We start from the raw sequence: 24113 nt of genomic DNA on the forward strand, positions 1-24113 counted from the left end.
AGCCAAAGTGGATGTCAAACAAATTTGACACCCACCTTAGCTTTTACACCTATTACTAACTAGACTTCCGCCCAAGGTACGCTTCCATAATCCGTGGATCATTCAGCAAATCCTTTGCTTTCCCATCTGCAACAATTTTTCCGATTTCCATCACATACCCGTAATCTGATATTTTTAACGCTTGCCTTGCATTTTGTTCAACAAGCAGAACGGTTGTACCTGCTTCATTAATTTCTTTAATAATTTTAAAAATATCTGCGACAATGAGCGGTGCAAGTCCCATCGACGGTTCATCGAGCAGCAATAGCTTTGGCCGGCTTAGGATGGCTCTCGCTATCGCCAGCATCTGCTGCTGCCCCCCTGACAAAGTTCCCCCAAGCTGTTTTTCTCTTTCTTTTAAAATGGGGAATCTCTCAAGTACTTTTTCTAGATCCTGTCCAATTTCATTATCTTTCCGATGATAAGCCCCCATCTCCAGATTTTCCATGACTGTCATGCCTGCTAATATTTGCCGTCCTTCTGGCACAAGGGCAATGCCTTTTCGTAATAGCTGATCCGGTCTTAATCCAGTTACATCTTCCCCAAGAAATTCAATCTTTCCTTGCTGGGGTTTTAATAGTCCAGCAACGGTCTTCATCGTCGTTGTTTTCCCTGCTCCATTCGCTCCAAGAATAGTTACTATACTTCCCTCTTCCACTTGCAGATCAATATTTTTTAGTACCTGTATATTTCCGTAAAACGCATGAATGCCGCTTACCTTAAGCATATAGCTCATCCTCCTCACTTCCGAGGTATGCTTCAATTACAACAGGATTATTCTGTATTTCAGCAGGCGTTCCTTCAGCGATTTTCTTTCCAAAATTAAGAACGGCTATCCGGTCACATAGCTTCATCACAAGCGGCATATCATGTTCAATCAGCAGCACGGTGATCCCCTTGGATTGAATTTTTTTGATGAGCTGGAATAAATCACTTGTTTCTGTTTCATTCATCCCTGCTGCAGGTTCATCAAGCAGAAGCAGCTGCGGATCGCTTGCCATCGCTCTTGCGATTTCCAATCTTCTTTGCTGCCCGTATGCCAGATTTTCAGCAGCAACATCTCCATAATCCATCAAGCCAACAAATTCGAGCAGTTCATTTGCTTTACTGCGGATTTTCGCTTCTTCCTTCCGCTGAAATTTCGTCCCAAAAACACTTCTGAACACACCGGATTTTGTCCGGCAATGCTCCCCAACCATGACATTTTCTTGAGCTGTCATTTGTGGGAACAGCCTGATATTTTGAAATGTCCGGCAAATTCCCTTTTTCGTGATTTGATGAGATTTAAGCCCATTAATCGTTTGACCCGAAAAGATAATGTCGCCTGAAGTTAATGGAAACATGGATGTAATTAAATTGAACATCGTCGTTTTTCCCGCACCGTTCGGTCCAATGAGCCCAAAAATTTCCCCTTTATTGATTGTAAAAGAGACATTAGACACTGCACTAAGACCGCCGAAGTTTTTACATACTTTTTGTATTTCCAGTACCATGCTTTTGCCCCCTTTTCTTCCCTTTTGTCTTAACCCAATTTAGAAGATTTACATCAATCAAACCTTGAGGACGAACTGCCATCAGAATAATAATAATTAGACCATAGATCATATAGCGATATTCACTAATAAATCGCAGAACCTCTGGCATTAAAGTTAAGAAGAACGCACCGAATATTGGTCCCCAAATCACTTCACTGCCACCAAAAACAACAAAGATTAAAATTTCTACAGCCCTGTGATAGGCAAAATCAGCAGGACTTATGTAAGCAAGTACATGTGCATAGAGTGCACCAGCAAACCCTGAAAGCAATGCTCCCTGTGCAAAAGCAAGAACCTTATAATACGTAATATTTATTCCCATCGATTCTGCCGCTTTTTCGTCCAGCTTAATTGCCGCAAAGGCCCTTCCAACTCTTGATCGATGCTGTCTCCTAAAGAACCAAATGACGCCAATTGTGATGATGAATAAAAGAAGAAAAATCGATAGAAAAATAAATTGGTTATTCTGTAAACCGATAACCTTTGGATCAAACCCAAAGCCTTTTAGCACTCGCAATATTTCCCGACCAATATGCGGAATGCCTGAGATCCCCACAGACCCTTTCGTTAATGATTCCCAGTTGATAAAAACAACCCGGATGACCTCTCCAAATCCAAGGGTCACTATTGCCAAATAAACCCCTTGCAGTCTAAGGGTTGGGATTCCGATTAATATCCCTAATAATGCCGCTACCAGTGCACCAGCAATAATTCCTAATACTATGGGCAAATCAAAGTGTATGGTCAAAAGAGCCGATGTGTACGCCCCTATCCCCATAAACCCTGCATTCGCAAGTGATAGCTGCCCGGTTGACAAAGTGATATATACACTGATTCCTAGAATGATATTAATCAGAATAAAGGAAGCAACTTGAAAATGATATGGATTAATTAGTTCTGCCAGCATAGGCTCACCTTCTTACGTTGAAATTTTTTGGCCAAACAATCCTTGAGGCCGAATCAGGAGTATGACGATAATGGCCAAGAAGGCAATTGCATCTCGGTAGCCCGAATCTCCGTAAACAACAATGAAGGTTTCTGCCAAGCCAAGGATTAATCCACCTGCCATCGCTCCTTTCACATTGCCCATGCCACCGAGGATGATGATCGCAAGTCCCTTTAATCCCATTGATAATCCCATTTGTGGAGTAACAGAGTTAAAAGCCATCCCAACAAGAATGCCGGCAATGCCCCCCATTGCTGATGCAATGATGACAGTCATCGTAATCATTCTTTTCGTATCAACGCCAAGAAGGCTTGCTGTCTCAAGGTTTTCTGCAGTCGCTCGCAAAGCCTTGCCAGCTTTCGTTTTCCCTAGCCAGAACGAAAGGCCCATCATCAAAATAACTGAGATAACAAAAATGACAATTTGAACTAAGTAGATGGTAATCGAACCAATTTGAAAATTGATTTCTGCAAATGAAGCCCGAAATGGATGATTCCCTGCGCCAAATAGATGGTGGGAAAGGTTTTCTAGCAATATTGATACACCGATCGTGCTTATTAAAGGGGCAAGATGCGAAACCCCCTGCTTACTGCGTAGCGGTCTTAAAGCAAAGCGTTCCAGCATATAGCCCATGATGGCTGTGATAAGGATTGCTGCCAGAAATCCCAGCCAAAGCGGCAATTGCAGGGAGGTTGTAACAATGACACCGATAAAAGCACCAAACATAAAGATTTCGCCATGTGCCATATTAATAATGCCAAGTACCCCGAAAACAAGGGTAAATCCTAAGGCAACGATCGCATAAATGCTGCCAAGGGTTATTCCATTGATTAATTGTTCTATTAGCATGCTGTCTCACCTTCTTACACTATTTTTATCAATCCCTCGAATATGGAAAAATGACCATCAGCGAGGACTTTTTAAGACTCGCTGATGGTATCTTTATGAGAAATAACTATTCAAAAATTTTAAATGCACCATCTTCAATTACTAATACTGTAGGATCCATTACAACATCTCCCTCTTCATCGAAGGAGAAATTCCCTAGGATTCCCTTAAAATCTTTTACTTCTGCTAATGCATCACGAAGAGCATCACGATCTGCTTCACCAGCATTTTTCAGCGCCTCTGCCATAATATATAGCGCATCATAGGCTTGCGCAGCGAACTGGTCAGGCTTTTTGCCGTATTCTTTTTCGAAATTACTAACAAATTCCTTTACTTTAGGATCCTCTTTTTCTCCATACCATGGTGTTGCAACGATTAATCCATCAGCCGCATCCCCCGCAATTTCGATGACTTCTGGAGAGTTAAAGCCATTTCCGCCTACAAACGGTACATCAATGCCCATTTTACGGGCTTGATCCATAATAACTGCCCCTTCATTATAAAGAGCCGAACAAAGAATCATATCAGGGTTTAAGCCTTTAATTTTCGTTAATTGTGCATTATAGTCAGATTGGCCTTTTTGGAACTGTTCGATTGTTAAAACTTCTAATCCCATGTCTTCTGCAGCTTTTTTCATCGTGTCAAAGCCTGACTTTGTAAATACATCATCATTCCCATACAAGATCGCAACTTTTTTCGCATCGTATTTCTCAATCGCTTTCTTCATGGATGCAGGGATCGCCAATGCTTCTGGAATGGAGTTCCGGAAGACATAATCACCAATTTGCGGTATTCCATCAGCTGTTGTTGATGTCCCCATAATCGGCACGCCACTTAAATCTGCCTCAGGTCCGACTACATTCATTTCCGTGCTAAGGGTTGGACCAATAATTGCCGTTACATTTTCGGAGTTTATTAGCTTTTGAGCTGCTGTTAATGCTTGATCCTGCTTACCTGCAGAGTCCTCGATCACGAGATTAATATCCACTTCTCCCTTTGCATTAATCTCCTTCTGTGCTAATTTAAGCCCGCTTGTTATCGCTTCCCCATATGCTGCACCAGGGCCGCTGATATAAGAAACGACTCCGATATCGGCTTTTACTGCTCCGCCGCTTCCGCCTTCTCCCTCTTTCTCCCCAGCTGCCTGTTCTCCCCCGCCGCTGCATGCTGACAAAATGAGCATGCTGGACAATACAGAGAACTGAAACAATTTCTTCATTTTCATTGTCAAACCCCCTAGTTTCACAAATAGTATAAATTTTCAAAATCATATAACTATTAAAGTACAAAACTATTGAAAAGTAAACAAATTCTTCTATTATTTTCCTAAAGCTATTTCCCGATAATATTAACTCTTGTCCATCCTGGAAAAATAAAAAACCCTAAACTGTCTGCGATTGGTGTCTCGCAAGCGACAATTTAGGATCTAGTATCCTTATTGGCACGATAGATGTAACGGTGGTGTTCATTGTTTTATTGCTGTTTAATATATCCGATTTCTTCAACGATCTGCTGTCCTTCGGGACCTGTCATCCACTCAAGAAAGGGGGTGATCACTGGATTTGGATTGTCCTTCAAGGTAATGGCATACAAGGAAGCAGTAAACGGATATTTTCCACTTGATATATTTTCAGGACTAGGTTCTATGCCATCGATGGCAAGTAGTTTAATATCAGGATTAGGATTCATTCCTGTTGCAAAAAAGCGGAAGGAAAAACCAATCGCATGATCATAATTTCGATAATCAGCTACCTGTTCCATTATTCCCCCCATTCCAGCCGGAACTTCTTCCTTTAGCGGCTCCATTATGGCATTATCACCCATAATTTTTTCCAAAAGCGTTTGACTCCCAGAATTTTTAGGCCGTTGAAAAGCGATTATTCTTTCATTTTCCCCTTTAAGTTCTGACCAATTCTTAATTTTCCCAGAATAAATGCCTTGAATCTCAGTAACACTTAGATTATCTATTTTATTATCAAGGTTTACAAAGAACACAAACGCTTCTTTTCCAATCGGTGTCATTACTAGTTCTTTTCCTTCCCTTTCCGCCATTTTCAGCTGCTCCGCAGATGGCTCCGCGCCGAAGTATATATCTACATCTTTTGATAACAGGCGTTCGTATGCATAGATCGTATTTGTAAAGGTGACTTTTTCTCCGCTTACATTACTTTTGCTGATATTTTCATAGGTTACATTTGCAAATGCGGAATAAACTGGAAACGCAGCTTCTGCACCATCTAAAACGGGCATATCCTTTTGATTCATTATCGTAAATGCAGAAGGTGAATCAAGATTAGGCAGCTTATTATTTGGATTTGTTACTTCATAAGGTGTTAAATCTGTACTTGAATATCCCCCACCATAGTCAAAGCCATATGATGGCAATACCGTTTGACTCCGCTGCCATTGAATGGCTGCACCCGTTCCAAAACCCAAGAATGAGACGACTACAATCACCAACAATTGCTTCTTTTTGAATACTGGACGCTCTTTCCTTAAAACAATTGCCAAAAGGGCTCCCAATAAAAATGACAACTCGTATGCTGCTGGTGCCCATATAAATAAACTGCCTACTCCCATGAATGAGGCCATAAAATAGATTGGTGCAAAGGCTATATGGGAGATCGCAAAAATAAACCAGGCATCTGCTCCATAAAAACCACTGCTAATCACCATAAAAATAGCCCATAAAATAGCTGTATATGCAATGGGGATACAAAATATGTTTACCCATGCTCCCAGCTGATCCCTATGTTTCTGCTTATGTACAACAAAATAACCAATTACACTCCCACCAATAATAAGAGGTAACATTGAAGCAATCATTACTTTATCCAGCCCAACACTCATTAATGCAAATGTTAAAAACGATACGCCGAATGGAATGAAACCAAAATACAGCAGTAAAATCCAAGCTTTCTTCATTAGACAAGCACTTCCTCTTCTAGAGATAATTTAGTGTAATTTTACACAAAATAATCACTAATTACAATATTAAATGGAAGTTTCTTCAACGAAAGATAGATACTGGAGCAAAAAAATTGCCACAGATAACTGTGACAATTTCTTCGTTTTATTATAATTTATAGTAAGTTTTTTCTTAATTCCTCTGCTGATTGTGGCGACAGATACACAGGGGGCACTTCAAACACAGATTTCGCCCCAGCCTGACCTTCTTTATTTAAACGATAGGCCGCACGCGCATAAGCAACTAGCACACTTGATGTAAATTCAGGATTGCTGTCTAGGTTCAATGAGAATTCAATAATTTGCTTGTTGCCTTCCCCAGATTGCCCTCCACGAATAACAAATCCGCCATGCGGAAGCTTAGAATGCTTTTCCTTCAATTCCTCTTCGGAAATAAAATTCACTTCTGTTTCATAATCTGCAAAGTAATTTGGCATGGTTATAATTTCTTTTTCAATTTCTCCTTGATCATACCCTTCTTCTGTCACTACATAGCAAACACGAAGATGCTTTTCCGCTGTAGATAATTCAGGATTTATCCCGCTTCTTACTTTTTCAACAGCTTCTTTAATCGGAACGGTGTATTGCACAGCACCCTTTACGCCTTCAATTCTGCGAATGGCATCTGAGTGACCTTGGCTAACCCCATTTCCCCAAAAAGTATATGTTTCACCAGCTGGCAGAATAGCCTCGGCCATTAAGCGATTAATTGAGAATAGACCTGGGTCCCAGCCGACAGAAATAATACTTGTCTTGCCGTTTTCTCTCGCTGCTTTATCTACTGAATCGAAATATTCAGGTATTTTCGCATGCGTATCAAAACTATCCACAGTGTTGAAAGCTCTCGCAAATTGTGGACCTTGCTCTGGCAGATCTGTAGCTGAACCGCCGCATAATATCATTACATCAATCTCGTCCTTATACGCTTCTGCTTGGGAAATATGCAAAACTTTCAAATTAGGATTATTAACAGAGATACTTTCTGGTGCTCTTCTAGTAAAAATACCCTCTACTATCATGTCGCTGCTTTGTTCAATTGCTGAAACTACGCCTCTTCCAAGGTTTCCATAGCCAACAATTCCTATTTTTATTTGTTTGTTCATCTTTTTCCCCCCGTATCTCGATTCATTCTAGGATACTAGTTTCCTATTTTTCTATGTTACCTTTTTTTAATACTTTACTCAACAAAAGAAATTCAAAATTCTCAGCATAATTTCACTTTATTACAATCATTTAATGACAAATAAAAATGCCTGCCTAGTGCCATACATTTGCGTACAGCAAAGACAGACATTTTCGTTTACAACAGCAAGTAAGCAATCGGTGTAACGATAATAAGTGTAAGTATGACACGCTGAACCCAAATGACAACAAGCTGTGGAATTGTAAGAGGTATCTCTGTTGATACGATACATGGGACAACGGCAGAGAAGAAAATAATACTTGAAACAGACACAACAGCGATGACAAACTTTACCACTAATACTGATTCCGTTACAAGCATTGCTGGCAAGAACATTTCTGCAATTCCAAGAGAGCTTGCCTTCGCTACAAGCATTGGATCTGGCAGCTGCAGTGCCCAAGTAAATGGATAGAAGATGTAACCCAGCCAATCAAAGATCGGGGTAAACTCTGCAAGCACCAGCCCTAATAGGCCAATCGATAGGATAGATGGAAGAATGGCCATAGCCATTAGAAGACCATCTTTAATATTAACCCAGATATTATCTATTAATCTTGGAGCATCAGCAACGGTTTCTTGCGCTTCTTTCCAGGCAGACGCCAATAAATTTCCTTTCACCTTTATTTCCGGCTGTGGGGTTGAGCCTTCGTAGTATTCATCTTTTATTTTGGACAAAGGCCAGATTCTAACGGTTACAGCTGTTACAAGAAAAGTCACAATGAGTGTAATCCAAAAATAAGTATTCCAAATATCCATTAATCCCAGGGTTTTCGCTACGACAACCATAAAGGTAGCTGAAACGGTAGAAAAACCAGTGGCTATAATAGCCGCTTCTTTCGCTGTATACTTTCCTTCTTTGTAAATACGATTTGTAATAAGTAATCCCAAGGAATAACTGCCTACAAAAGAAGCAACTGCATCAATTGCTGAACGCCCTGGAGTTTTCCAAACAGGTCTCATAATCGGTTTCATTAATATACCAACATATTCGAGAAGTCCATATCCAACGAGTAAAGCAAGAAAAATAGCCCCAATTGGAACAAGTAATCCAACAGGAATAACAAGCTTATTAAATAAAAACGGCCCCATATCTGGGTCAAACAGCCAGGCTGGCCCAATATTAAACACCAGCATCAGCCCAACAATCAGCCCAATTGCTTTAAAGATAGAAAATACAACATCGACAGCTGACTTTTTCCACTTTCCTGATAAAAATGGGTAGACAGCTCCGGCTGCTATCACAACCAAGGCATAGTATGGCATAGCTGACGAAGCATTTGTCTGAATATAGGAGACGATATGATCTAGCAAAATAGAATTTTTCCCACTAATTGTAACAGGTACAAAAAACATAAATGCACCGATAAAACTGTAAATAAAAAATTTCCACATTCCCTTAGAATGCTGGGTACTAACCTTTGCTTCTGACTGAAACTCTTGCTTATTTGCCATTCCCATTTCCGTTTTCCTCCTCTTTTAATAATGAGTTTATTGTCACTATTTTCATTTTATATTAAAAATTCTGAATTTATATTATGTAATATTGTTATTTTTGTAATTATCAATCATTTAGATTCTTTCCTCATAAAAAATTATGAATGGTTTCAAAGTAAATACTTAAAAATATACCACCTTCCCCTAATTCTGACATAAACTCATGACTATCGCTTTATTTTAATCTTTTAAATCGAATTCCTGATCAAAACCATGTATAATAGGAAACTGCAAGATAATAGATCCAAGTAAGGAAGTGTCATAAACAGATGGGTTGGATGTTAGGTATTTTATTCATGGCAGCTATCGTTCTGCTTGTATTATCGTTTGTTCAGACAAAGCAATCCGCTGCAAAATTAGAGCAGCATATAGATCAGGTTTCTTTTTCAATAATGGACGAAGTAAACCAGCTGCAACAGCAAATTCGCAATGTTGAATTCGATACGGAAATTATCGTGCATGAAACAAAGATTTTCGCAGATTCTCCTGAGCTTCGGACTTTATTGAAAGAAATGCTTGATCTACATAAACGCGGATATTCATTTGAAAGCATTGCAACAGAGAAACAGCTAACGAAAGAAGAGGTAGAGAACTTCCTTTCTCCTTATATAAAAACAAAGGACGAAAGGAGCAATGATGGAAATGAAGGCTGAGAAAATGCGCAGCTTTGCAGCAGGTTTAATGATTGCAGCAAGTTTGTGTGGGGCTGTCTATTACCTAGGTTCAGATGAAACAACAACAGCAACAGAAAATAAGACAGTTACCTCAAAAATGTCAGAGGACGAAATGATAAGCTTATTAGCATCAAAAGGGTTTGTCGTTCACACTGAAGAAGAATGGAATAAGCAGCTTGCTGCCGAAAAAGAAGCCGAAAAGAAACCAAATGAAGAAAAGGTCGTTTACCGGACCGTGCTGACAGTGACTTTAGGGATGACAAGTATCGATGTTGGCAAGGCACTTGAAAAAGCTCATATCATTAAAAGCGCTAAGGAGTTTTTCAATGAAGTTGAGAAACGTGGTGTATCAACTAAGTTACGTCCTGGATCTTATGATTTAGAAAGTGGAATGACGGAAGATCAAATTATAAAAACGATATTCAAATAAAAATGCAGCTGACATTCAGCTGCATTTTTTTATGCTTCTACATGCTATTACTTGGCTAGAATTAATCGAATAGGAAAAATTAATATATATATTGTATTGCGAATGGAGGATTACTTAGTGGAATTATCATGGATGGCCTTTGTTATGATTGTCTTAGCCAGTTATCGATTAACACATTTAATTGTTTTTGATAAAATAGCTGAGCCTTTAAGAGATATGTTTTTAAAGAAAACAGAAACGGAAGCTCATGAGATTAAAAAGGTTCCTAAATCAATGATTGGCTATTTATTAACTTGCTACTGGTGTACAGGGGTATGGTCCGCCATTCTTCTCGGCTTGATATACATCTTGATTCCTTCCATTGCTAAATACTTAATTTTTATTCTTTCGATTGCGGGTGGTCAAGCAATATTAGAAACATTTGTTGGTGTGAATATAAAGAAAACAGAAATGTATAATGAAAAAATTAAACAAAGCAAGAAATAGTATTTGCATATATCGCCATTTTGACCTATACAAATAACAGAATATTCATTATAATTATTCAAATGCTAGAATTTGGAAAGCTACTTCATAAACGATGAATAAAGAAAGGCTGGTGCTGAAGGGAAAACATGTTGAATGGGAATATTCGTTCTACAAAAAATGGAAAGACACTGCTAATGGTAGGAATCATTTTCATCGCTTTCACCTTAAGACCCGCTATTACTGCCGTTGGTCCTTTAGTGGGCTCCATTCGTACTGACACTGGCATATCAAATGGGCTAGCTGGTTTGCTTACCACTCTCCCGCTGCTTGCTTTTGCAATCATGTCGCCTTTTACCCCTAAGTTTGCCGAGAAAATTGGCAACGAATGGTGTGTGCTTATTGGCTTACTGACTCTAGGGACTGGCATTATCACGCGCTCCAGCGAAATGCTCGGTTTTTTATTTACTGGAACGATCTTAATCGGCTTAGGCATCGCTATATGCAATGTGCTTTTACCTGGAATTGTTAAACGAAGCTTCCCTCAAAAGGTGGGATTATTAACAGGAATCTATACTCTCTCCATGGGATTATGGGCAGGAGTAGCTCCTGGGCTTAGCACTCCGCTTGCTGAAGGAATGAATTTAGGCTGGCAAGTGTCTCTTGGAGTTTGGAGCGTTCTTGTGTTCATAGCGGTTATAATTTGGCTTCCACAATTAAAGAGCAAAAAGTTCTCAGTAACACTCCCCCCTTTAGAATCAACAAACTCATCTATTTGGCTCTCACCTATTGCCTGGCAGGTCACCTTTTTCATGGGTCTTCAATCCATGATTTATTTCAGCTTCACCGCCTGGCTGCCTGAAATCCTTCATAGTGAGGGCATGAGCATTTCTGCATCCGGCTGGATGGTCACACTTCTTCAATTCTCTGGTTTACCTGCTAACTTTATTATTCCTGTTCTTGCAGACCGACTTCCGAATCAAAAGGGCATTGCACTTGGAATTGGTGCCTTTAGTTTCATTGGCTTAGCTGGTCTTCTTTCGAGCGGAAATCCCATCATTTCTACCATTAGCATCATTTTCATTGGAGTTGCCCTTGGAGCCGCCATTAGCCATTCCTTAACCCTTATTGGGCTTCGCTCGGCAAATGCGAAACAAGCTGCTGACTTATCAGGCATGGCCCAAAGCGTTGGTTATTTGCTTGCTGCCCTTGGACCATTTCTCATCGGTTATTTATTTGATTTATTTCATTCATGGACAATTCCTTTAATCCTATTAGGAGCTGTGTCCTTATTAATGACTCTTGCCGGTTTTGGCGCCGGCCGTAATCAATACGTTCTTCAGCAAAAAAGAAAAGAAGCCTCGACAACGATTGCTTAGTCGAGGCTTCTATTTATAAAAATTTAATAATTCTTTTTGCCGTCTTTTCTCCATTTTCAATACAGTCAGGAATGCCAACACCATAGTACGAACAGCCTGCAAGGGTAACTCCAGGATAAGCAACTTCTAATTTTTTCTCTAGCGTTTCAACGCTTTGACGATGGGTAATTAAATAATTTGGCATTTGATCAGACCAATTTGTCACTAAACTAGAAACTGGCTCAGCATGAATTTTCAGGCTTTTCCCAATATCCTCTAGCGCCACTTGAAGCAATTCTTCTTCATTCAAATCCATTAATGAATCATAGGCAGAGTGAACACTTTTATAAAATAGTCTTACTAATAAATGGCCATTTTCCGAAGTATGCCCCCACTTCCTGCTGGTCCATGTACAAGCATTGCACTTTAGTTCATTATCGTTCGCTGCGATAAATCCCGTTCCATCCTCTGGAAGAACATGATCAGGTACATCAAAGCCAACGTATACACTAATGAGTGAGCTATTCTCTAAAGTGGCAAATTCACTTTTGATTATCTGGTCATCAATCAAGTTTTCAGCAGCTGAATGCGGAATAGCCAGTACGATATGGTCCGCTTCAACAACTTCTTGATTATTAAAGGTTACTTGATAACGATTGTTGACCCTTTCAATCTTTCTTGCTTCCATATTTTTAATGATTTCTGCTAGTTCAAGCTTTTCTTCAAATGCATCTATGAGTGCGCCTAATCCATTTCTAAACGAAATAAACTTTTGTCCGCCGCCGCTTTGGAATTTCTTATTATTTGCTTCAAAGCCCTTGATAATGCTTCCGTATTCTTCCTTATAATCAAACACATACGGGAGAGTAGAAGCGATGGTTAAATCACTAAGCTTTCCGGAATACACGCCGGAAAGTACTGGTGCAATTTGTTTTTCAACTAATTCCTTTCCAAAGAAAAACTCAAGAAATTCGCCTATGGAATCATTCTTCGTAAATGTTTCATTTTTCGTATAAAAGTCCTTTAATGCCTCTATTTTTCCTTCTGCAGAAATAAGCGTGCTTTTTGCTAAAGATTCTACACTAGCAGGAATGCCAAAAACAGCATCTGCTGGAATAGGTTTTATTTCTCCATCTGTGTAAATGAACGATCGGCCAGAAGCATTATAGACAATTTCACTTTCTAAACCAAGTTCTTCGATAAATGACATCATATTTGCTTTTCGGGTAACGATAGAGTCTGCTCCCGCTTCCATAAGAAAGCCGTGTTCCTTAACCGTTCGTATTTTTCCTCCAAGGTCACTTGAGGCTTCTGTAAGAATCAGTCTCACATCTGATTGGTTTTCTTTCTTCCACTTATGTAACTCATATATCGCGGATAAACCAGTTACACCTCCGCCAATGACTAAGACTGTTTTCATATATGCACACCTCTATTTATATACTGAATTCAACCGCTTCATTATACCATAAGATGTTTGATACACTTCGTGGACATTTTTTGACGTTTTCCTTATGAGACCCACACGAAAACCTGTATTGTTTGTCCTGCTCCATGCATACAGTTGTTTAAAGGAGGGATGTACATGACTACCGAATTATCAACGATTCACTTGATTCGATACTCTGTTGCCTATGTTTTTATAACTTCTGGAGTAATGAAATTAGTAAGTGATGAGCTAGGCAGTTATTTTATCAGTTTAGGGCTGCCTTTTCCTCTCTATCTGATGTATGCCGTTTCATTAATAGAGATTTTCTGCGGCATTCTTATCTTGTCTAATAAACAGGTGAAAAATGCGACCATTCCTTTAATCACCATTATGATTGCAGCACTGCTGCTTACAAAGATTCCAATCCTTCATACCGGATTCATGCTATTTGCTTTTAATGCTAGGCTTGATATCATCATGATTGTCCTACTTTTCATTCTTTATAAACGTCCATAAATACAAAAAAGCTCAGTTCTATAACTGAGCCTTTTTCAAAAATATTTTAATTAAATATAGGCAGCGTAACAATCACCATCATCACAAATAAGATCGTAATATAATTAACCGAGTACAGGAAATTTACCTGTGCCCACTTCATGTCATCTTTTGTGAAAAATCCGCTTATACTGACAGCAAGCCAACCGAGATTAATTAATGTGGCAATCACCATGAATACTGTTCCGAGAGAAGCTAGGAAAAATGGCAATGGAAGCAAGCAAGCGATGTAAATAACCATTTGCCGTTTTGTCATTTCAAATCCATATACAACTGGAAGCATTGCAACCTTTGCCGCCTCATATTCTTTATGCTTCTTCATGGCAATAGCAAACGTATGCGGCATTTGAAAAATAAAGAGGATTAGGAATAAGACGATTGGAACTAAATGAAAACCAGATTCGATGGCAGTCCATCCGATCAGGGGCGTAACTGCTCCCGAAACACTGCCGATGACCGTATTTAATGTGTATTTTCTTTTTGACCACATTGTATATAATACAACATAAACGAACCATCCAATAAAAGCATAGATGACCGCTTCAAAAGTTGTAAAAAGCAAAAAGATAAATCCGATGATGGAAAGGGAAATCCCCATTGCCAAAACTACTTTTAAAGAGATATTCCCCGTCACGGTTGGACGATGCTTTGTTCTGTCCATAATCGTGTCAATATCCACATCATACCAATTATTTATAATGAGAGCACCAGCCATGACTAGTGTACTTCCGATCATTGTTAACAAAAATAATGGCCAATGATCAATAAAAGAAGCACCAGTAAAATAAAGAGCGAGCCAAAATCCGCTAAAAACCGGCAGAACATTAGCAATTAAAACTGGTGCTTTAAAAAGTGCTCTAAGATCAGTAAGCAACGATGAAGTATTTTGATTATTTGATAGAGCAGCCTTCTGTGGAGATGGCGCTATTTCTTTATTCATCTATATCCTCCCCAAAGAACTTGTTTTAAAAATTCATATACAATGTTACTTCATTTTCTTTAAAAAGTCATTTTTATTCGACTAAAAAGATGTTATTTCTATATATTTTTTAATTCCAATTTTTAAGGTGAAGATACTAGTCTATAAACTATATTGATACATTACTAGTTTATGCCTGCAGATAGGTATTCTAAAAAGAATTCTTAACACATCAAAATTTTTGTAAATAAAAAAAGCGGGTGATATAGCCCACTTTTCCTCATTATTATAAGTTGTATGCCTCTTCCAGCGAACAAACAAATGTCCCTTGAAAGTTTACTTCTTTTACACAGTTTTCAACTTGTTTTTTTAAAATCTGTGAATTTGGATTCACAATAACTAGCTTTTTAAACTTTGCTCTTAAATAAATATTTAAGACAGCAATAATATCCCCTATCACATTCTTTTCAACGGGTTCTTGTTCACGAGCATCCACTATTAATTTATAGCACGAAGGATCAATCGTATTTACCATCGTTTGAAACTCACTCATATATACCTTGGCATCTTCTTCTTTAAAGTATCCACTCAATTTTACATATATTGTATCTTTCTCATTATCAAAAGTAAAATCATACAATTTACCCAAGTCTTTTCCTCCAAAGATTACGCCTAATTTGAAATATTTACTATTATTATACATAAAACTGCAAGTTTCGACAAATTCTCCTAAAAATCTTCATAATAAAGACCCGCCATACGTATGACGAGTCATTAGTAAATAGTTATTCAGTCCCGAGTGATACACCTAGTTTTTTAAGATACTGACGATAAGCAATACTCATTCGGTCACATTTTAAAGAAAGTTCTACCTGCAGATCAAGTGGTAAATCCTCTGGTTTCTGATTTTCGACGATTGGCTTATCCTGAGCAAAAATCATATCTTGAAAATCAATAATTTCTTGGTCAGTCGTACCCGTTTCATAGTTAAATGACATGATTCCATAGGCGATAGACTTTCCTTCTGCAACCGGAAGGATGGTAAGTAAAATCGTCATCCTATTGTCCGTATCTGGATCCCTTTTTGTGAAACGAACAGTTAAAGGACGGACAATTTCATAGGTGTAGTAAACATCTTTGGATTGTCCTGTACCATCTGGGTCAGGCTGGAATACAGCAATTTCATCGGAGAAAATCCGATCTTCCTCTGTGTTCACATTGTAATCTCCAATTACCGGGTGCTCCTGTACACCAAGAAATCCTTCATGTATAAATGATAGATGACCAACATCAAGAAAGTTTTCAACAATTCTTGGCGGATTGGCATGTACCTCTTGCGGGCCCCACAATACATTGCGGTAGCTATCATCCGCAAATTCAGGATATGAAATAAACTTCGGATTGTTGTTATTGAAATTAATCCAAACAAATCCATATGCCTCTTTGCATGCGTATTTAATCGCCTTCGCCTTTAATGGAATCGATCTTCCCTCTGGCAGCTGAGGAATTTTTGTGCATGTTCCTTCAGAATTATATTCCCATCCATGATAAGGACAGACCAGATTTCCATCTTTTACACAGCCAAGCGAGAGTGCAGCTCCTCTATGAATACATAGATCCTTGAAGATATGGATGCCCTCTTTATTTCGGAAGAGCACGATTCTCTCACCCATTACGATAACTTGCACGGGCTCTTCTTTTATATCAGCAGATTTACAAGCAACAATCCAATCACTGCGTAAAACATTATCTTCTAAAATCATTTTTACCTTCCCCTCCGTAGTTCATTTATCTCTATTGTATGGAGGACAACTTCTAAAGTCAACAAAAACACGAACGTTGAAATATTTATTTTGATTAATGTACGTATTTTATATTTACATTTACAACATCCTTATTTATAATTCAATTATAGTTTTTAACACACAAACAGTGTTTACGTTCCGATAAACGAGGTAATCTACTGTTATTTCAAGACCTAACATAGCTTCACTATACTTTGTTATGCTTTATCCCTTTCATAAATTAACCAAAACGAGTAATGGAGGAGATTTATACAGTGGAACAAAACAAGCAAAACACGAACAATCTAATAGGAGTAGACGAAAAGATTAGTTGGGGAAAGGCTTTTTTACTTGGTATGCAGCATGTACTTGCAATGGATTTATATATTGCTCCTATTATCATAGCTGGTTTACTCGCATTAGATTCAATGAATACGACCTTTTTCATTCAAATGTGTTTTCTCGCAGCAGGTCTTGCAACACTCATCCAAACAATCGGTGGCCTTCGCTTGCCGGTAGTTCAGGGACCCTCATATGTCCCAATTGGAGCATTGGCTGCAATCGGTGGCAAGCTTGGATTGGGCGCCGTATTTGGAAGTCTTCTTCCGGGTGCATTAATTATTGCCATCCTTGGATACCCACTGAAATGGTTTGCAAAAGCTGTACAAAAGATTATCCCACCTCTAGTAGGTGGTACAGTTATAGTGATTGTCGGAATTTCATTAATGCCAAGTGCATTTAACAGTATATATAGCGCACCAGGAAATATTGGACACAACGTGTTAATCGCATTTGTTTCTGCAGCAGTTTTAATTACTTGTATTCTTCTTGGCCGTAAGAAAAAAGGATATGGTACATTCTTCCGCTTGGTTTCCGTTATCCTTGCCATTATCGCAGGAACAATTACTGCTTCCTTTTTTGGCTCAGTGGATTTCTCCTCAGTTAAAGAAGCAGCTTGGTTTTCACTTCCTAGCTTCTTCCCATTCGGAAAACCTGTTTTTGATTTACAGGCCATCCTTACAATGGTATTTATCTATTTAGTTATTTTAATTGAAACAACTGGCACATGGTTTGTTGTCTCAACTGTTACTGGAAGTGAATTAAATGAAAAAAGATTGAATCGTGCATCTGTCGGAGAAGGAATTGGCTGCTTCGTCGGGTCTCTTTTCGGCGGAACACCGATGACTGGTTATTCCTCCAATGCTGGAATTATCGCTATTACAGGAGTAGCGAGCAGAATGGCCATCATTAGTGCAGGGATTATCCTTGTGGCTTTAGGCTTAATTCCAAAATTATCTGCTGTCATTACATGTGTTCCGGAACCAGTCATCAACGGAATATTCGGTGTTGTTTGTGTGGCCATTGTCATGAATGGATTAAAGGTCATTCAAAATGTAGTGATCGACGACCGCAATATGATGGTAATTGGCGTGCCAATCCTATTGACAATCGGTACGATTGTTCTTCCTAAAGAGCTTTTAAATAGTGTACCTGACTTTGCAAATTATATTTTATCTTCAGGAACAGCTGTTGGTGCGATTGCTACGGTTATTCTTAATCTGATCATTCCAAAGGAACGCGAAAAAGCGGTTGCCGCAGGTGAAATTCATTAAAACAGAAGAAAAGCGCAAGTTCTTTGATCATCCGCACTAGCGCAGAAGGGCTCATCCTTTCAATAATGGAAACACGGTTTGCGATAGCGAACCGATGTTGACGCAATCGTTGCGGAGGAGACCTGATGTTTGATAGGCGATAGGACGCTTGCGCTAGACAATTCTCTAACTCCAAAGTAATACTTTCTTATTTTTCAAGAAAAGACAAGCTTCTAGGGGCTTGTCTTTTCCATTCATATATCATCCATATTCAAATCAGTTAACACGATTACATTCGGATGCTGCAAGAGACTTGTTACTGGTATATCCTCCGTAATTACCCCTTTTAATAATGCCTCCAATGCAAATCTTTTTTTCTCACCAATGGCTATTAGCAGAATACACTCAGCACGAAGGATGGTGGAGATTCCCATCGTAATAGCCATTTTTGGCACCTCTTCAATTGAATCAAAAAACCGTGCATTGGCTTCCCTTGTTGATGCAGCAAGTTCAACAACATGTGATTCACTATCAAACGATGTTCCCGGTTCGTTGAAACCGATATGGCCGTTCTCACCCACACCTACAATTTGCAGGTTAACCGTTAATGATTTTAATAATTCTTCATAATCATTCGCTTCTTTTCGAATATCTTGCGCTTCTCCATTAGGTATAAATGTTACTTTAAACGGCTTCGCATCAAAAAGCTGCCTTTTCATATAAGAATGATAGCTTTCTGGATGCCCTTTTGGAATACCTACATATTCGTCCAAATTGACACTTCGACAATGAGAAAAATCTAATTTGCTGTTTCTTAAACACTCATAAAGCGGAAGCATTGTCCCACCCGTTGCTAATCCGTAAGTTGTTGCACCATTCTTTAAAAAATTAAAAATGATGTCAACTGCCCGATTATACAATTCTTCTTGATTTTGAATGATTTCTAGTTTTATTGCCATCCTCCCCTTCCATTATCTTGAAATAATTCATAATAGTGCTATATATGTATTCCATACTAATACAATAAAAAGGATTGAGCAAATAAACATATGCTCAACCCTTTTTGCCCATTAATCATCAATTTTTTTTAAAACTAAATGATTCCCATGGTTGGATTTCATCAAGTAAATAATGTTCCTCGGGAACTACTTTCGCTACAACATTTGTACAGCCTGCATTTGACATAGCTTTTAAAGCGATTTGCAGCTCCCCTTTATAGCGGATGTCTAAATCATTATCTATTGTGATATCCCCTCTCTCTATATTCCGAGTATCATGAGGCGGAAAGGAACCATTTTTATATTTTACTCGCGGCTGTGTACTTCGAATGACATATTCAGATACATCGCCTCGATTAAAATGTGGTTCATCGAATATCACTTTGTTTTCTAATGAACTTGTCAGAGGGAATGTTTCAACTCTTATCTCAAGCTTATTGCGATTCAAACGCCCCAACGCCTCGATTTCTTCCCTCGAAGCATACATATTTCCAATGATTAAATCATCGATCAAACCCGTGTGCCATAGATCCTTCGCTTGAACAACAATTGGCAGGTGACGATGTTCCTCTAATGTCGGCAAGCCATATGGCGTCTCTTCCCAAGGACCAAATTTCGCATCCTTTGAAGAAATCATCGCTGCTGTCCGAATATGATTCTTCTTAAAAAGCATAGAACTTTTGATAAAATGACTGCGTGAAAGCCCAGTATACTTCCTTGGATAAAAGTTATGACAGCCAACAATATTCTCTAGATTCGGCTTATAAGACAAGACATTTTCCACGTACTTCGTCCCATTGCTGCAATTTAGTTCTATTTTCATATTCGAAGCATCCAGAGACATGAGAGCTTCCTCCTGGCCTGAAAAACCCATATCTAATCGCAAGCCATCTAGATGATAGGATTCCTTCAGCTGCGAAATTTCCCGGAAGGTTAATCCAATTTCCTCCAAGACTGCCGGAGCAACATCTGCAAAAATTTCAAATCCAAGTGTATGCGCGAATTGATTAAGCTGCTGAAGCTTTTCTCTCTGTTCATCATTTTTTAAAGACATTAAGCAGGTAAATATTCGATCAAAACCGTTCGCATGTGCCAGCTCCATATATTCCTTTATGTCATTTAACGTACCATGCTGAGAATAAATAGAAATTCCTAATCTCTTCATCTTATGCCCTCAGGTTACTAGACGATTCGATATGATTGTCTTTTGATTTTCCTGTCTTCGCAGCTTTGTTTGCCATGGCAACAAACGGCAGATAAATGCAGACCGCAACTACAATTAGAACAACACTTAATACTGCTCCCTGCCAGGATTGGGTAACTAGGAAACCATTAATGACTGGCGGCGTTGTCCAAGGTGCAGCAATGGTTGCAGCTGGTACCAGCCCCACTTTTGTTGCAAAATAAGCAATAGAGACATTAACCATTGGCGTCAAAATAAACGGGATAAATAATACTGGATTCAATACGATTGGAAGCCCAAAAAGTAAAGGCTCATTAATATTAAAAAGACCTGGTCCAGCGGATAAATTTCCAACCGTGAGATAATGTTTATTTCTTCTTGCTATTATGAACATTGCGATAATTAATGAGATAGTTGTGCCTGATCCACCCATATTAACAAAGGCATCAAAAAATGGTTTATTAATAATATACGGAGCTACTTCTCCTGCAGAAAGTGCGGCAACGTTCGCATCAATTGCTGGAAGATTAATTGTTTGCATAAATGGATCGATGATGTTAGCCCCGTGAACACCAAAAGTCCAAAGGAATGCAGGGATGAATGCAAGAATCAATGCGGCAAGCCATGTATTCGTTAACCCCATAAATGGTTCTTGAACCGCTGTATAGAATGAACCTATAATATCTGGAATATTGAAGCCTGCTGAAATGATCGTACGAACTAATGCAAATGCAGCAATCGTGATCATTGCTGGCAGCAAAGCAGCGAATGACTTCGAAACAGCTGGAGGTACACTGTCAGGCATCTTAATCAATAAGCGGCGATTGCCTGATAATCGAGAAAATAGCTCTGAAGAAAGTAAAGCAATGATAATTGCAACAAATATACCACCGGTTCCTGTTGTCAGCCCTGATAGACCACCTTCTCCAAATGTTCCAAATGTCATATAACTTGCAAAACCAATTACACCTGCCGAAAGGCCGTCCTTGTCATAGCTTTTAGCTAAGTTATAAGCAATCGTGAAGGATAGCAAAAGGGAAATAATCCCGAATGTCGCTCCCCACATATTCCCTCCCCACTGTGTCCATGTTGCATGATCCCAAATGGAATCAAGGAGGTTCTGATACGCTTTAATGGGCAGGCTATTTATTAATACTGCAAAGGAACCAACAATTGTCAGTGGCATGATTGCAATAAAGCCATCACGAATAGCCACTAAATGACGCTGATTGCCTATTCGTGCTGCAACAGGTACAAACCTTCTTTCTAAAAAACCGAACATTCCCAACACTCCTTTTAAATTTTATATGGCTAACATCTAATTAGATGTTATTCCTTTTCCAATCTTTCATATAATTCAATTATTTCTTTTGCTAAATCACGAAAAGTAATTGAATTCATCAAATGATCCTGTGCATGAATTAACATCATCGACACTTCTACTTTTTCTCCTCGAGCTTCTTGTGTCAGCAATGCTGTTTGGGAATGATGTGCTTCTACAAGTGACTGATTAGCCAGCTCTATTTTTTCTTTAGCTGCGGCAATTTCTCCTTTTTTTGCAAGCTGTATGGCTTCCATACAATCGCTCTTTGTGTTTCCGCTATGCAGGATCAGTCCCATAATTGCTTGCATTAACTCTGACTCTTCCATCTTGTATCCACTCCTTATCCAATTAACCCGAGGGCATGCTTCAAGACATTAGCCCCATTCATCATTCCATAGTCTGCCATATTAATAACATCTATTGGAAAATGCTTATCTTTATATTTTGTTTCAAAAGAACTCTTTAAATAGCGTACTTGCGGCCCAAGTAAGAGCACATCTACATCTTTACTTCCTAGGTTTTTATCAACCTCACTTTCTGAGATCGCAAAAATATCAGCTTCTATATTTTGCTCCTCAGCTGCTTTTTGCATTTTTGTTACGAGTAAACTTGTGCTCATTCCTGCTGCGCAAACTAACATTATACGTTTCATGTTCAAACGCCCCCTTGATTGTTGTAATCGCTTTCTTAGATTGAGAATATCATCTATTGGTATATACCACAATCTATTTTTCAGTATATTCATTCTATTTTGTTCTATGAAAAAATTGGACTAGTTGGTAAATGACTGTAAATCCTGATCTTAATGTGAACTGGTATAGTCCACAAAAAAAGATAAATTTTTTTGTGGTTCTAAAAATATTCATAAAAGACAGGAGGGTTAGTTGGAAGTGCCGACTTCCAATTTTCCTCCTCTTCTTTTCTTACCGGATGATTCGCATATCGCAGTGCCTCACTTACCGATAAATATCCTGCCATCATTGCGGATAATATCGTAATTGGCAATGATAAAACATGCTGCTTTTCAATCAATCTATCTTTAACAATCTCTATCTCCCTATCTTTCGAGATGTGAAATAAACATTCATTCCAGGGGGCAAAAGGATCTTGAACCCTCAAATATAATGAATGCTCATAATGCTCCCATGCATACTTCTTAAGAAAAGCATATACATCAACAATCCTAATCATAACATCCTGCGTAATTTCTTTTTTAAATTGCGGCTGGACAAATTGAAAGCCAAAATGACTCGCAGCAGAAGTTGCCCCTTTAATGGCATGCACACTTGCCTGATGGGATGATATAAAATTCCAAAGGGACTGCTCAGCCTGAATTCCATCCGTAACAAAGTCCCTAATAAAAAATGTTAAATCCTTTATTTCATAGCGAATATAACCAGCTATAGAATCTCCTTTCGTGTAATAAGCAAAATGGCTATCTGGCTCTCTTCTAGCAAGTCTCTGCCACCATGCAGCATCTCTTTGCATTCCTCCATTCGTCTTCAAGGCATGTTCATTATGAAATTGCTGGATCTTACTATAGCCTTCTTCATCCATCCATTCGAAGCTAAACCGTTTCATCCTATTTGACTGAATAGGAAATTGCGGGAAGGATTCTTTTGGTATGGAATAATGCAGTTTATCAAAAAATAACTCCCAGCCAAAATGACGGTAAAATGAGACAGAAAAGGGGGCTAAGACAGATATAGCTTGATTATTTTTCCGCATCTCAGCTAACGATCTGACAATTAGCTTCTTCATTGTCCCTTCATTCCTATATTCTGGATATGTTGCTACGAATCCCATCCCGCCCATTTTATAATTGACTCCATGCACCGTTATATTTAATGGCAATATTAGGAGCTTTCCTACCAAATTCTCCTTATCATATGCGCCTATGGCCGTACTATGCCGAACCCAATATTGAAAATCATCACGACGTGCCCCCGTATATTTAGTAGGGAAGCAATAATCTCTTAATCGATGTGCCTGTTCTTCATCTTCTTGTGATAAAAGCTTAATTTCTATTTCACTATTCAACCCATTTGCCCCTTTCGAAGCTGGAAACTCTAGCATTCCTCTCCAATTCCTTCTGTGGTTATAACTTCTGTCACCCTGTTTATAGCTGCCCCCTCATCTTCTCCTTTAGCAGATATTGTGACAAGCGCTCCCGGAGAAATGCCTTGTGCCATCACACCCATGATTGATTTTAAGTTTACAGTTGTTTCATTATGAGTAAGCTGGACATCTGATGAAAAGGATGAGGCTGCCGTCACTAACAAGGTACAGGGTCTCGCATGAAGACCTTCCTGTGCCGTAATTTTAAATCTCTTTTCCATGAAAAAACCTC

At 38.8% G+C, this 24113-nt stretch carries 25 protein-coding genes; 6 read left to right on the top strand and 19 right to left on the bottom strand.

Annotated elements, in window-relative coordinates:
- Positions 1–55: 55 nt before the first annotated feature.
- The 8 genes from FI644_RS04395 to FI644_RS04430 all read right to left on the bottom strand — a co-directional run bounded on the left by FI644_RS04395 (position 56) and on the right by FI644_RS04430 (position 9010).
- Entirely contained in the window at positions 56–766 is a 711-nt protein-coding gene (locus FI644_RS04395) for an ABC transporter ATP-binding protein (protein ID WP_142108079.1), read from the bottom strand.
- The gene (locus FI644_RS04400) at positions 759–1532 is read right to left on the bottom strand and encodes an ABC transporter ATP-binding protein (RefSeq protein WP_053478901.1); all 774 of its coding nucleotides are present in this window, start codon (positions 1530–1532) and stop codon (positions 759–761) included. The genes FI644_RS04395 and FI644_RS04400 overlap by 8 nt, the downstream gene beginning before the upstream one ends.
- Positions 1504–2481 carry a branched-chain amino acid ABC transporter permease gene (locus tag FI644_RS04405; RefSeq protein ID WP_053478902.1) on the bottom strand — a complete coding sequence of 326 codons (978 nt, stop codon included), beginning with the start codon at positions 2479–2481 and terminating at the stop codon, positions 1504–1506. Before FI644_RS04405 ends, FI644_RS04400 begins: the two co-directional genes overlap by 29 nt.
- A gap of 12 nt (positions 2482–2493) precedes the next feature.
- Positions 2494–3369: a branched-chain amino acid ABC transporter permease gene (locus FI644_RS04410; protein WP_053478903.1), complete on the bottom strand. Its 876-nt coding sequence runs from the start codon at positions 3367–3369 to the stop codon at positions 2494–2496.
- Between the two features lie 106 nt (positions 3370–3475).
- Positions 3476–4633, bottom strand: coding sequence for an ABC transporter substrate-binding protein (locus tag FI644_RS04415; protein ID WP_246067019.1), 1158 nt, complete (start codon positions 4631–4633; stop codon positions 3476–3478).
- Between the two features lie 248 nt (positions 4634–4881).
- Positions 4882–6333, bottom strand: a complete 1452-nt coding sequence (locus tag FI644_RS04420) for a PstS family phosphate ABC transporter substrate-binding protein (protein WP_142108081.1) — start codon at positions 6331–6333, stop codon at positions 4882–4884.
- 158 nt (positions 6334–6491) lie between these two features.
- Positions 6492–7478: a diaminopimelate dehydrogenase gene (locus tag FI644_RS04425; protein WP_053478906.1), complete on the bottom strand. Its 987-nt coding sequence runs from the start codon at positions 7476–7478 to the stop codon at positions 6492–6494.
- A 197-nt stretch (positions 7479–7675) separates the two neighbouring features.
- Positions 7676–9010: a YjiH family protein gene (locus FI644_RS04430; RefSeq protein WP_142108991.1), complete on the bottom strand. Its 1335-nt coding sequence runs from the start codon at positions 9008–9010 to the stop codon at positions 7676–7678.
- Positions 9011–9321: 311 nt separating this feature from the next.
- On the opposite strand from FI644_RS04430, the gene FI644_RS04435 reads away from it, so the two are divergent.
- From FI644_RS04435 to FI644_RS04450, 4 genes are all read left to right on the top strand, one after another.
- Positions 9322–9705, top strand: a complete 384-nt coding sequence (locus FI644_RS04435) for a hypothetical protein (protein ID WP_053478907.1) — start codon at positions 9322–9324, stop codon at positions 9703–9705.
- Positions 9686–10156, top strand: a complete 471-nt coding sequence (locus FI644_RS04440; RefSeq protein ID WP_246067021.1) for an endolytic transglycosylase MltG — start codon at positions 9686–9688, stop codon at positions 10154–10156. Before FI644_RS04435 ends, FI644_RS04440 begins: the two co-directional genes overlap by 20 nt.
- Positions 10157–10258: 102 nt before the next feature.
- On the top strand, positions 10259–10642 hold the full coding sequence (locus tag FI644_RS04445; RefSeq protein WP_053478908.1) for a DUF1360 domain-containing protein: 384 nt from the start codon (positions 10259–10261) through the stop codon (positions 10640–10642).
- 128 nt (positions 10643–10770) lie between these two features.
- Positions 10771–12000 carry a CynX/NimT family MFS transporter gene (locus tag FI644_RS04450; RefSeq protein ID WP_053478909.1) on the top strand — a complete coding sequence of 410 codons (1230 nt, stop codon included), beginning with the start codon at positions 10771–10773 and terminating at the stop codon, positions 11998–12000.
- A 13-nt stretch (positions 12001–12013) separates the two neighbouring features.
- Here the strand turns inward: FI644_RS04450 and hemG are convergent, their stop codons facing one another.
- Entirely contained in the window at positions 12014–13399 is a 1386-nt protein-coding gene (gene hemG / locus FI644_RS04455) for a protoporphyrinogen oxidase (protein WP_142108083.1), read from the bottom strand.
- Between the two features lie 165 nt (positions 13400–13564).
- Between hemG and FI644_RS04460 the strand changes: the two genes are divergently transcribed.
- Complete coding sequence (locus FI644_RS04460) at positions 13565–13924, top strand: DoxX family protein (RefSeq protein WP_053478911.1); 360 nt, start codon at positions 13565–13567, stop codon at positions 13922–13924.
- Between the two features lie 46 nt (positions 13925–13970).
- Here FI644_RS04460 and cyoE read toward each other — a convergent pair whose 3' ends face one another.
- The 3 genes from cyoE to FI644_RS04475 all read right to left on the bottom strand — a co-directional run bounded on the left by cyoE (position 13971) and on the right by FI644_RS04475 (position 16645).
- Positions 13971–14903: a heme o synthase gene (cyoE, locus tag FI644_RS04465; protein WP_053478912.1), complete on the bottom strand. Its 933-nt coding sequence runs from the start codon at positions 14901–14903 to the stop codon at positions 13971–13973.
- A gap of 265 nt (positions 14904–15168) precedes the next feature.
- On the bottom strand, positions 15169–15531 hold the full coding sequence (locus tag FI644_RS04470; protein WP_053478913.1) for a hypothetical protein: 363 nt from the start codon (positions 15529–15531) through the stop codon (positions 15169–15171).
- A 136-nt stretch (positions 15532–15667) separates the two neighbouring features.
- On the bottom strand, positions 15668–16645 hold the full coding sequence (locus tag FI644_RS04475) for an aromatic ring-hydroxylating dioxygenase subunit alpha (RefSeq protein ID WP_053478914.1): 978 nt from the start codon (positions 16643–16645) through the stop codon (positions 15668–15670).
- A 296-nt stretch (positions 16646–16941) separates the two neighbouring features.
- On the opposite strand from FI644_RS04475, the gene FI644_RS04480 reads away from it, so the two are divergent.
- Positions 16942–18279, top strand: coding sequence for a uracil-xanthine permease family protein (locus FI644_RS04480; RefSeq protein ID WP_053478915.1), 1338 nt, complete (start codon positions 16942–16944; stop codon positions 18277–18279).
- 233 nt (positions 18280–18512) lie between these two features.
- Here the strand turns inward: FI644_RS04480 and FI644_RS04485 are convergent, their stop codons facing one another.
- The 7 genes from FI644_RS04485 to FI644_RS04515 all read right to left on the bottom strand — a co-directional run bounded on the left by FI644_RS04485 (position 18513) and on the right by FI644_RS04515 (position 24102).
- On the bottom strand, positions 18513–19217 hold the full coding sequence (locus tag FI644_RS04485) for a glucosamine-6-phosphate deaminase (RefSeq protein ID WP_142108084.1): 705 nt from the start codon (positions 19215–19217) through the stop codon (positions 18513–18515).
- A 118-nt stretch (positions 19218–19335) separates the two neighbouring features.
- Positions 19336–20421 carry a DUF871 domain-containing protein gene (locus tag FI644_RS04490; RefSeq protein ID WP_053478916.1) on the bottom strand — a complete coding sequence of 362 codons (1086 nt, stop codon included), beginning with the start codon at positions 20419–20421 and terminating at the stop codon, positions 19336–19338.
- A gap of 1 nt (position 20422) precedes the next feature.
- On the bottom strand, positions 20423–21730 hold the full coding sequence (locus FI644_RS04495; RefSeq protein WP_379998298.1) for a PTS sugar transporter subunit IIC: 1308 nt from the start codon (positions 21728–21730) through the stop codon (positions 20423–20425).
- A gap of 38 nt (positions 21731–21768) precedes the next feature.
- Complete coding sequence (locus tag FI644_RS04500) at positions 21769–22089, bottom strand: PTS lactose/cellobiose transporter subunit IIA (RefSeq protein ID WP_053478918.1); 321 nt, start codon at positions 22087–22089, stop codon at positions 21769–21771.
- 14 nt (positions 22090–22103) lie between these two features.
- Positions 22104–22415, bottom strand: coding sequence for a PTS sugar transporter subunit IIB (locus FI644_RS04505; protein WP_053478919.1), 312 nt, complete (start codon positions 22413–22415; stop codon positions 22104–22106).
- A 200-nt stretch (positions 22416–22615) separates the two neighbouring features.
- On the bottom strand, positions 22616–23839 hold the full coding sequence (locus FI644_RS04510) for a GNAT family N-acetyltransferase (protein WP_231690189.1): 1224 nt from the start codon (positions 23837–23839) through the stop codon (positions 22616–22618).
- Positions 23833–24102 carry a phosphocarrier protein HPr gene (locus FI644_RS04515; protein WP_053478920.1) on the bottom strand — a complete coding sequence of 90 codons (270 nt, stop codon included), beginning with the start codon at positions 24100–24102 and terminating at the stop codon, positions 23833–23835. The genes FI644_RS04510 and FI644_RS04515 overlap by 7 nt, the downstream gene beginning before the upstream one ends.
- Between the last annotated feature and the right edge of the window lie 11 nt (positions 24103–24113).

It is taken from the genome of Cytobacillus solani (genome assembly GCF_006704205.1).
In the GTDB taxonomy this organism is placed as follows: Bacteria; Bacillota; Bacilli; order Bacillales; family Cytobacillaceae; genus Cytobacillus; species Cytobacillus solani.

Coding starts and splice junctions, on each gene's coding strand:
- FI644_RS04475 (WP_053478914.1), bottom strand. CDS start 16,645: ATGATTTTAGAAGATAATGTTTTACGCAGTGATTGGATTGTTGCTTGT.
- FI644_RS04440 (WP_246067021.1), top strand. CDS start 9,686: ATGATGGAAATGAAGGCTGAGAAAATGCGCAGCTTTGCAGCAGGTTTA.
- FI644_RS04415 (WP_246067019.1), bottom strand. CDS start 4,633: ATGAAAATGAAGAAATTGTTTCAGTTCTCTGTATTGTCCAGCATGCTC.
- FI644_RS04485 (WP_142108084.1), bottom strand. CDS start 19,217: ATGGCAATAAAACTAGAAATCATTCAAAATCAAGAAGAATTGTATAAT.
- FI644_RS04500 (WP_053478918.1), bottom strand. CDS start 22,089: ATGGAAGAGTCAGAGTTAATGCAAGCAATTATGGGACTGATCCTGCAT.
- FI644_RS04405 (WP_053478902.1), bottom strand. CDS start 2,481: ATGCTGGCAGAACTAATTAATCCATATCATTTTCAAGTTGCTTCCTTT.
- FI644_RS04515 (WP_053478920.1), bottom strand. CDS start 24,102: ATGGAAAAGAGATTTAAAATTACGGCACAGGAAGGTCTTCATGCGAGA.
- FI644_RS04420 (WP_142108081.1), bottom strand. CDS start 6,333: ATGAAGAAAGCTTGGATTTTACTGCTGTATTTTGGTTTCATTCCATTC.
- FI644_RS04505 (WP_053478919.1), bottom strand. CDS start 22,415: ATGAAACGTATAATGTTAGTTTGCGCAGCAGGAATGAGCACAAGTTTA.
- hemG (WP_142108083.1), bottom strand. CDS start 13,399: ATGAAAACAGTCTTAGTCATTGGCGGAGGTGTAACTGGTTTATCCGCG.
- FI644_RS04410 (WP_053478903.1), bottom strand. CDS start 3,369: ATGCTAATAGAACAATTAATCAATGGAATAACCCTTGGCAGCATTTAT.
- FI644_RS04490 (WP_053478916.1), bottom strand. CDS start 20,421: ATGAAGAGATTAGGAATTTCTATTTATTCTCAGCATGGTACGTTAAAT.
- FI644_RS04395 (WP_142108079.1), bottom strand. CDS start 766: ATGCTTAAGGTAAGCGGCATTCATGCGTTTTACGGAAATATACAGGTA.
- FI644_RS04510 (WP_231690189.1), bottom strand. CDS start 23,839: ATGCTAGAGTTTCCAGCTTCGAAAGGGGCAAATGGGTTGAATAGTGAA.
- FI644_RS04435 (WP_053478907.1), top strand. CDS start 9,322: ATGGGTTGGATGTTAGGTATTTTATTCATGGCAGCTATCGTTCTGCTT.
- cyoE (WP_053478912.1), bottom strand. CDS start 14,903: ATGAATAAAGAAATAGCGCCATCTCCACAGAAGGCTGCTCTATCAAAT.
- FI644_RS04460 (WP_053478911.1), top strand. CDS start 13,565: ATGACTACCGAATTATCAACGATTCACTTGATTCGATACTCTGTTGCC.
- FI644_RS04450 (WP_053478909.1), top strand. CDS start 10,771: ATGTTGAATGGGAATATTCGTTCTACAAAAAATGGAAAGACACTGCTA.
- FI644_RS04400 (WP_053478901.1), bottom strand. CDS start 1,532: ATGGTACTGGAAATACAAAAAGTATGTAAAAACTTCGGCGGTCTTAGT.
- FI644_RS04430 (WP_142108991.1), bottom strand. CDS start 9,010: ATGGCAAATAAGCAAGAGTTTCAGTCAGAAGCAAAGGTTAGTACCCAG.
- FI644_RS04445 (WP_053478908.1), top strand. CDS start 10,259: ATGGAGGATTACTTAGTGGAATTATCATGGATGGCCTTTGTTATGATT.
- FI644_RS04425 (WP_053478906.1), bottom strand. CDS start 7,478: ATGAACAAACAAATAAAAATAGGAATTGTTGGCTATGGAAACCTTGGA.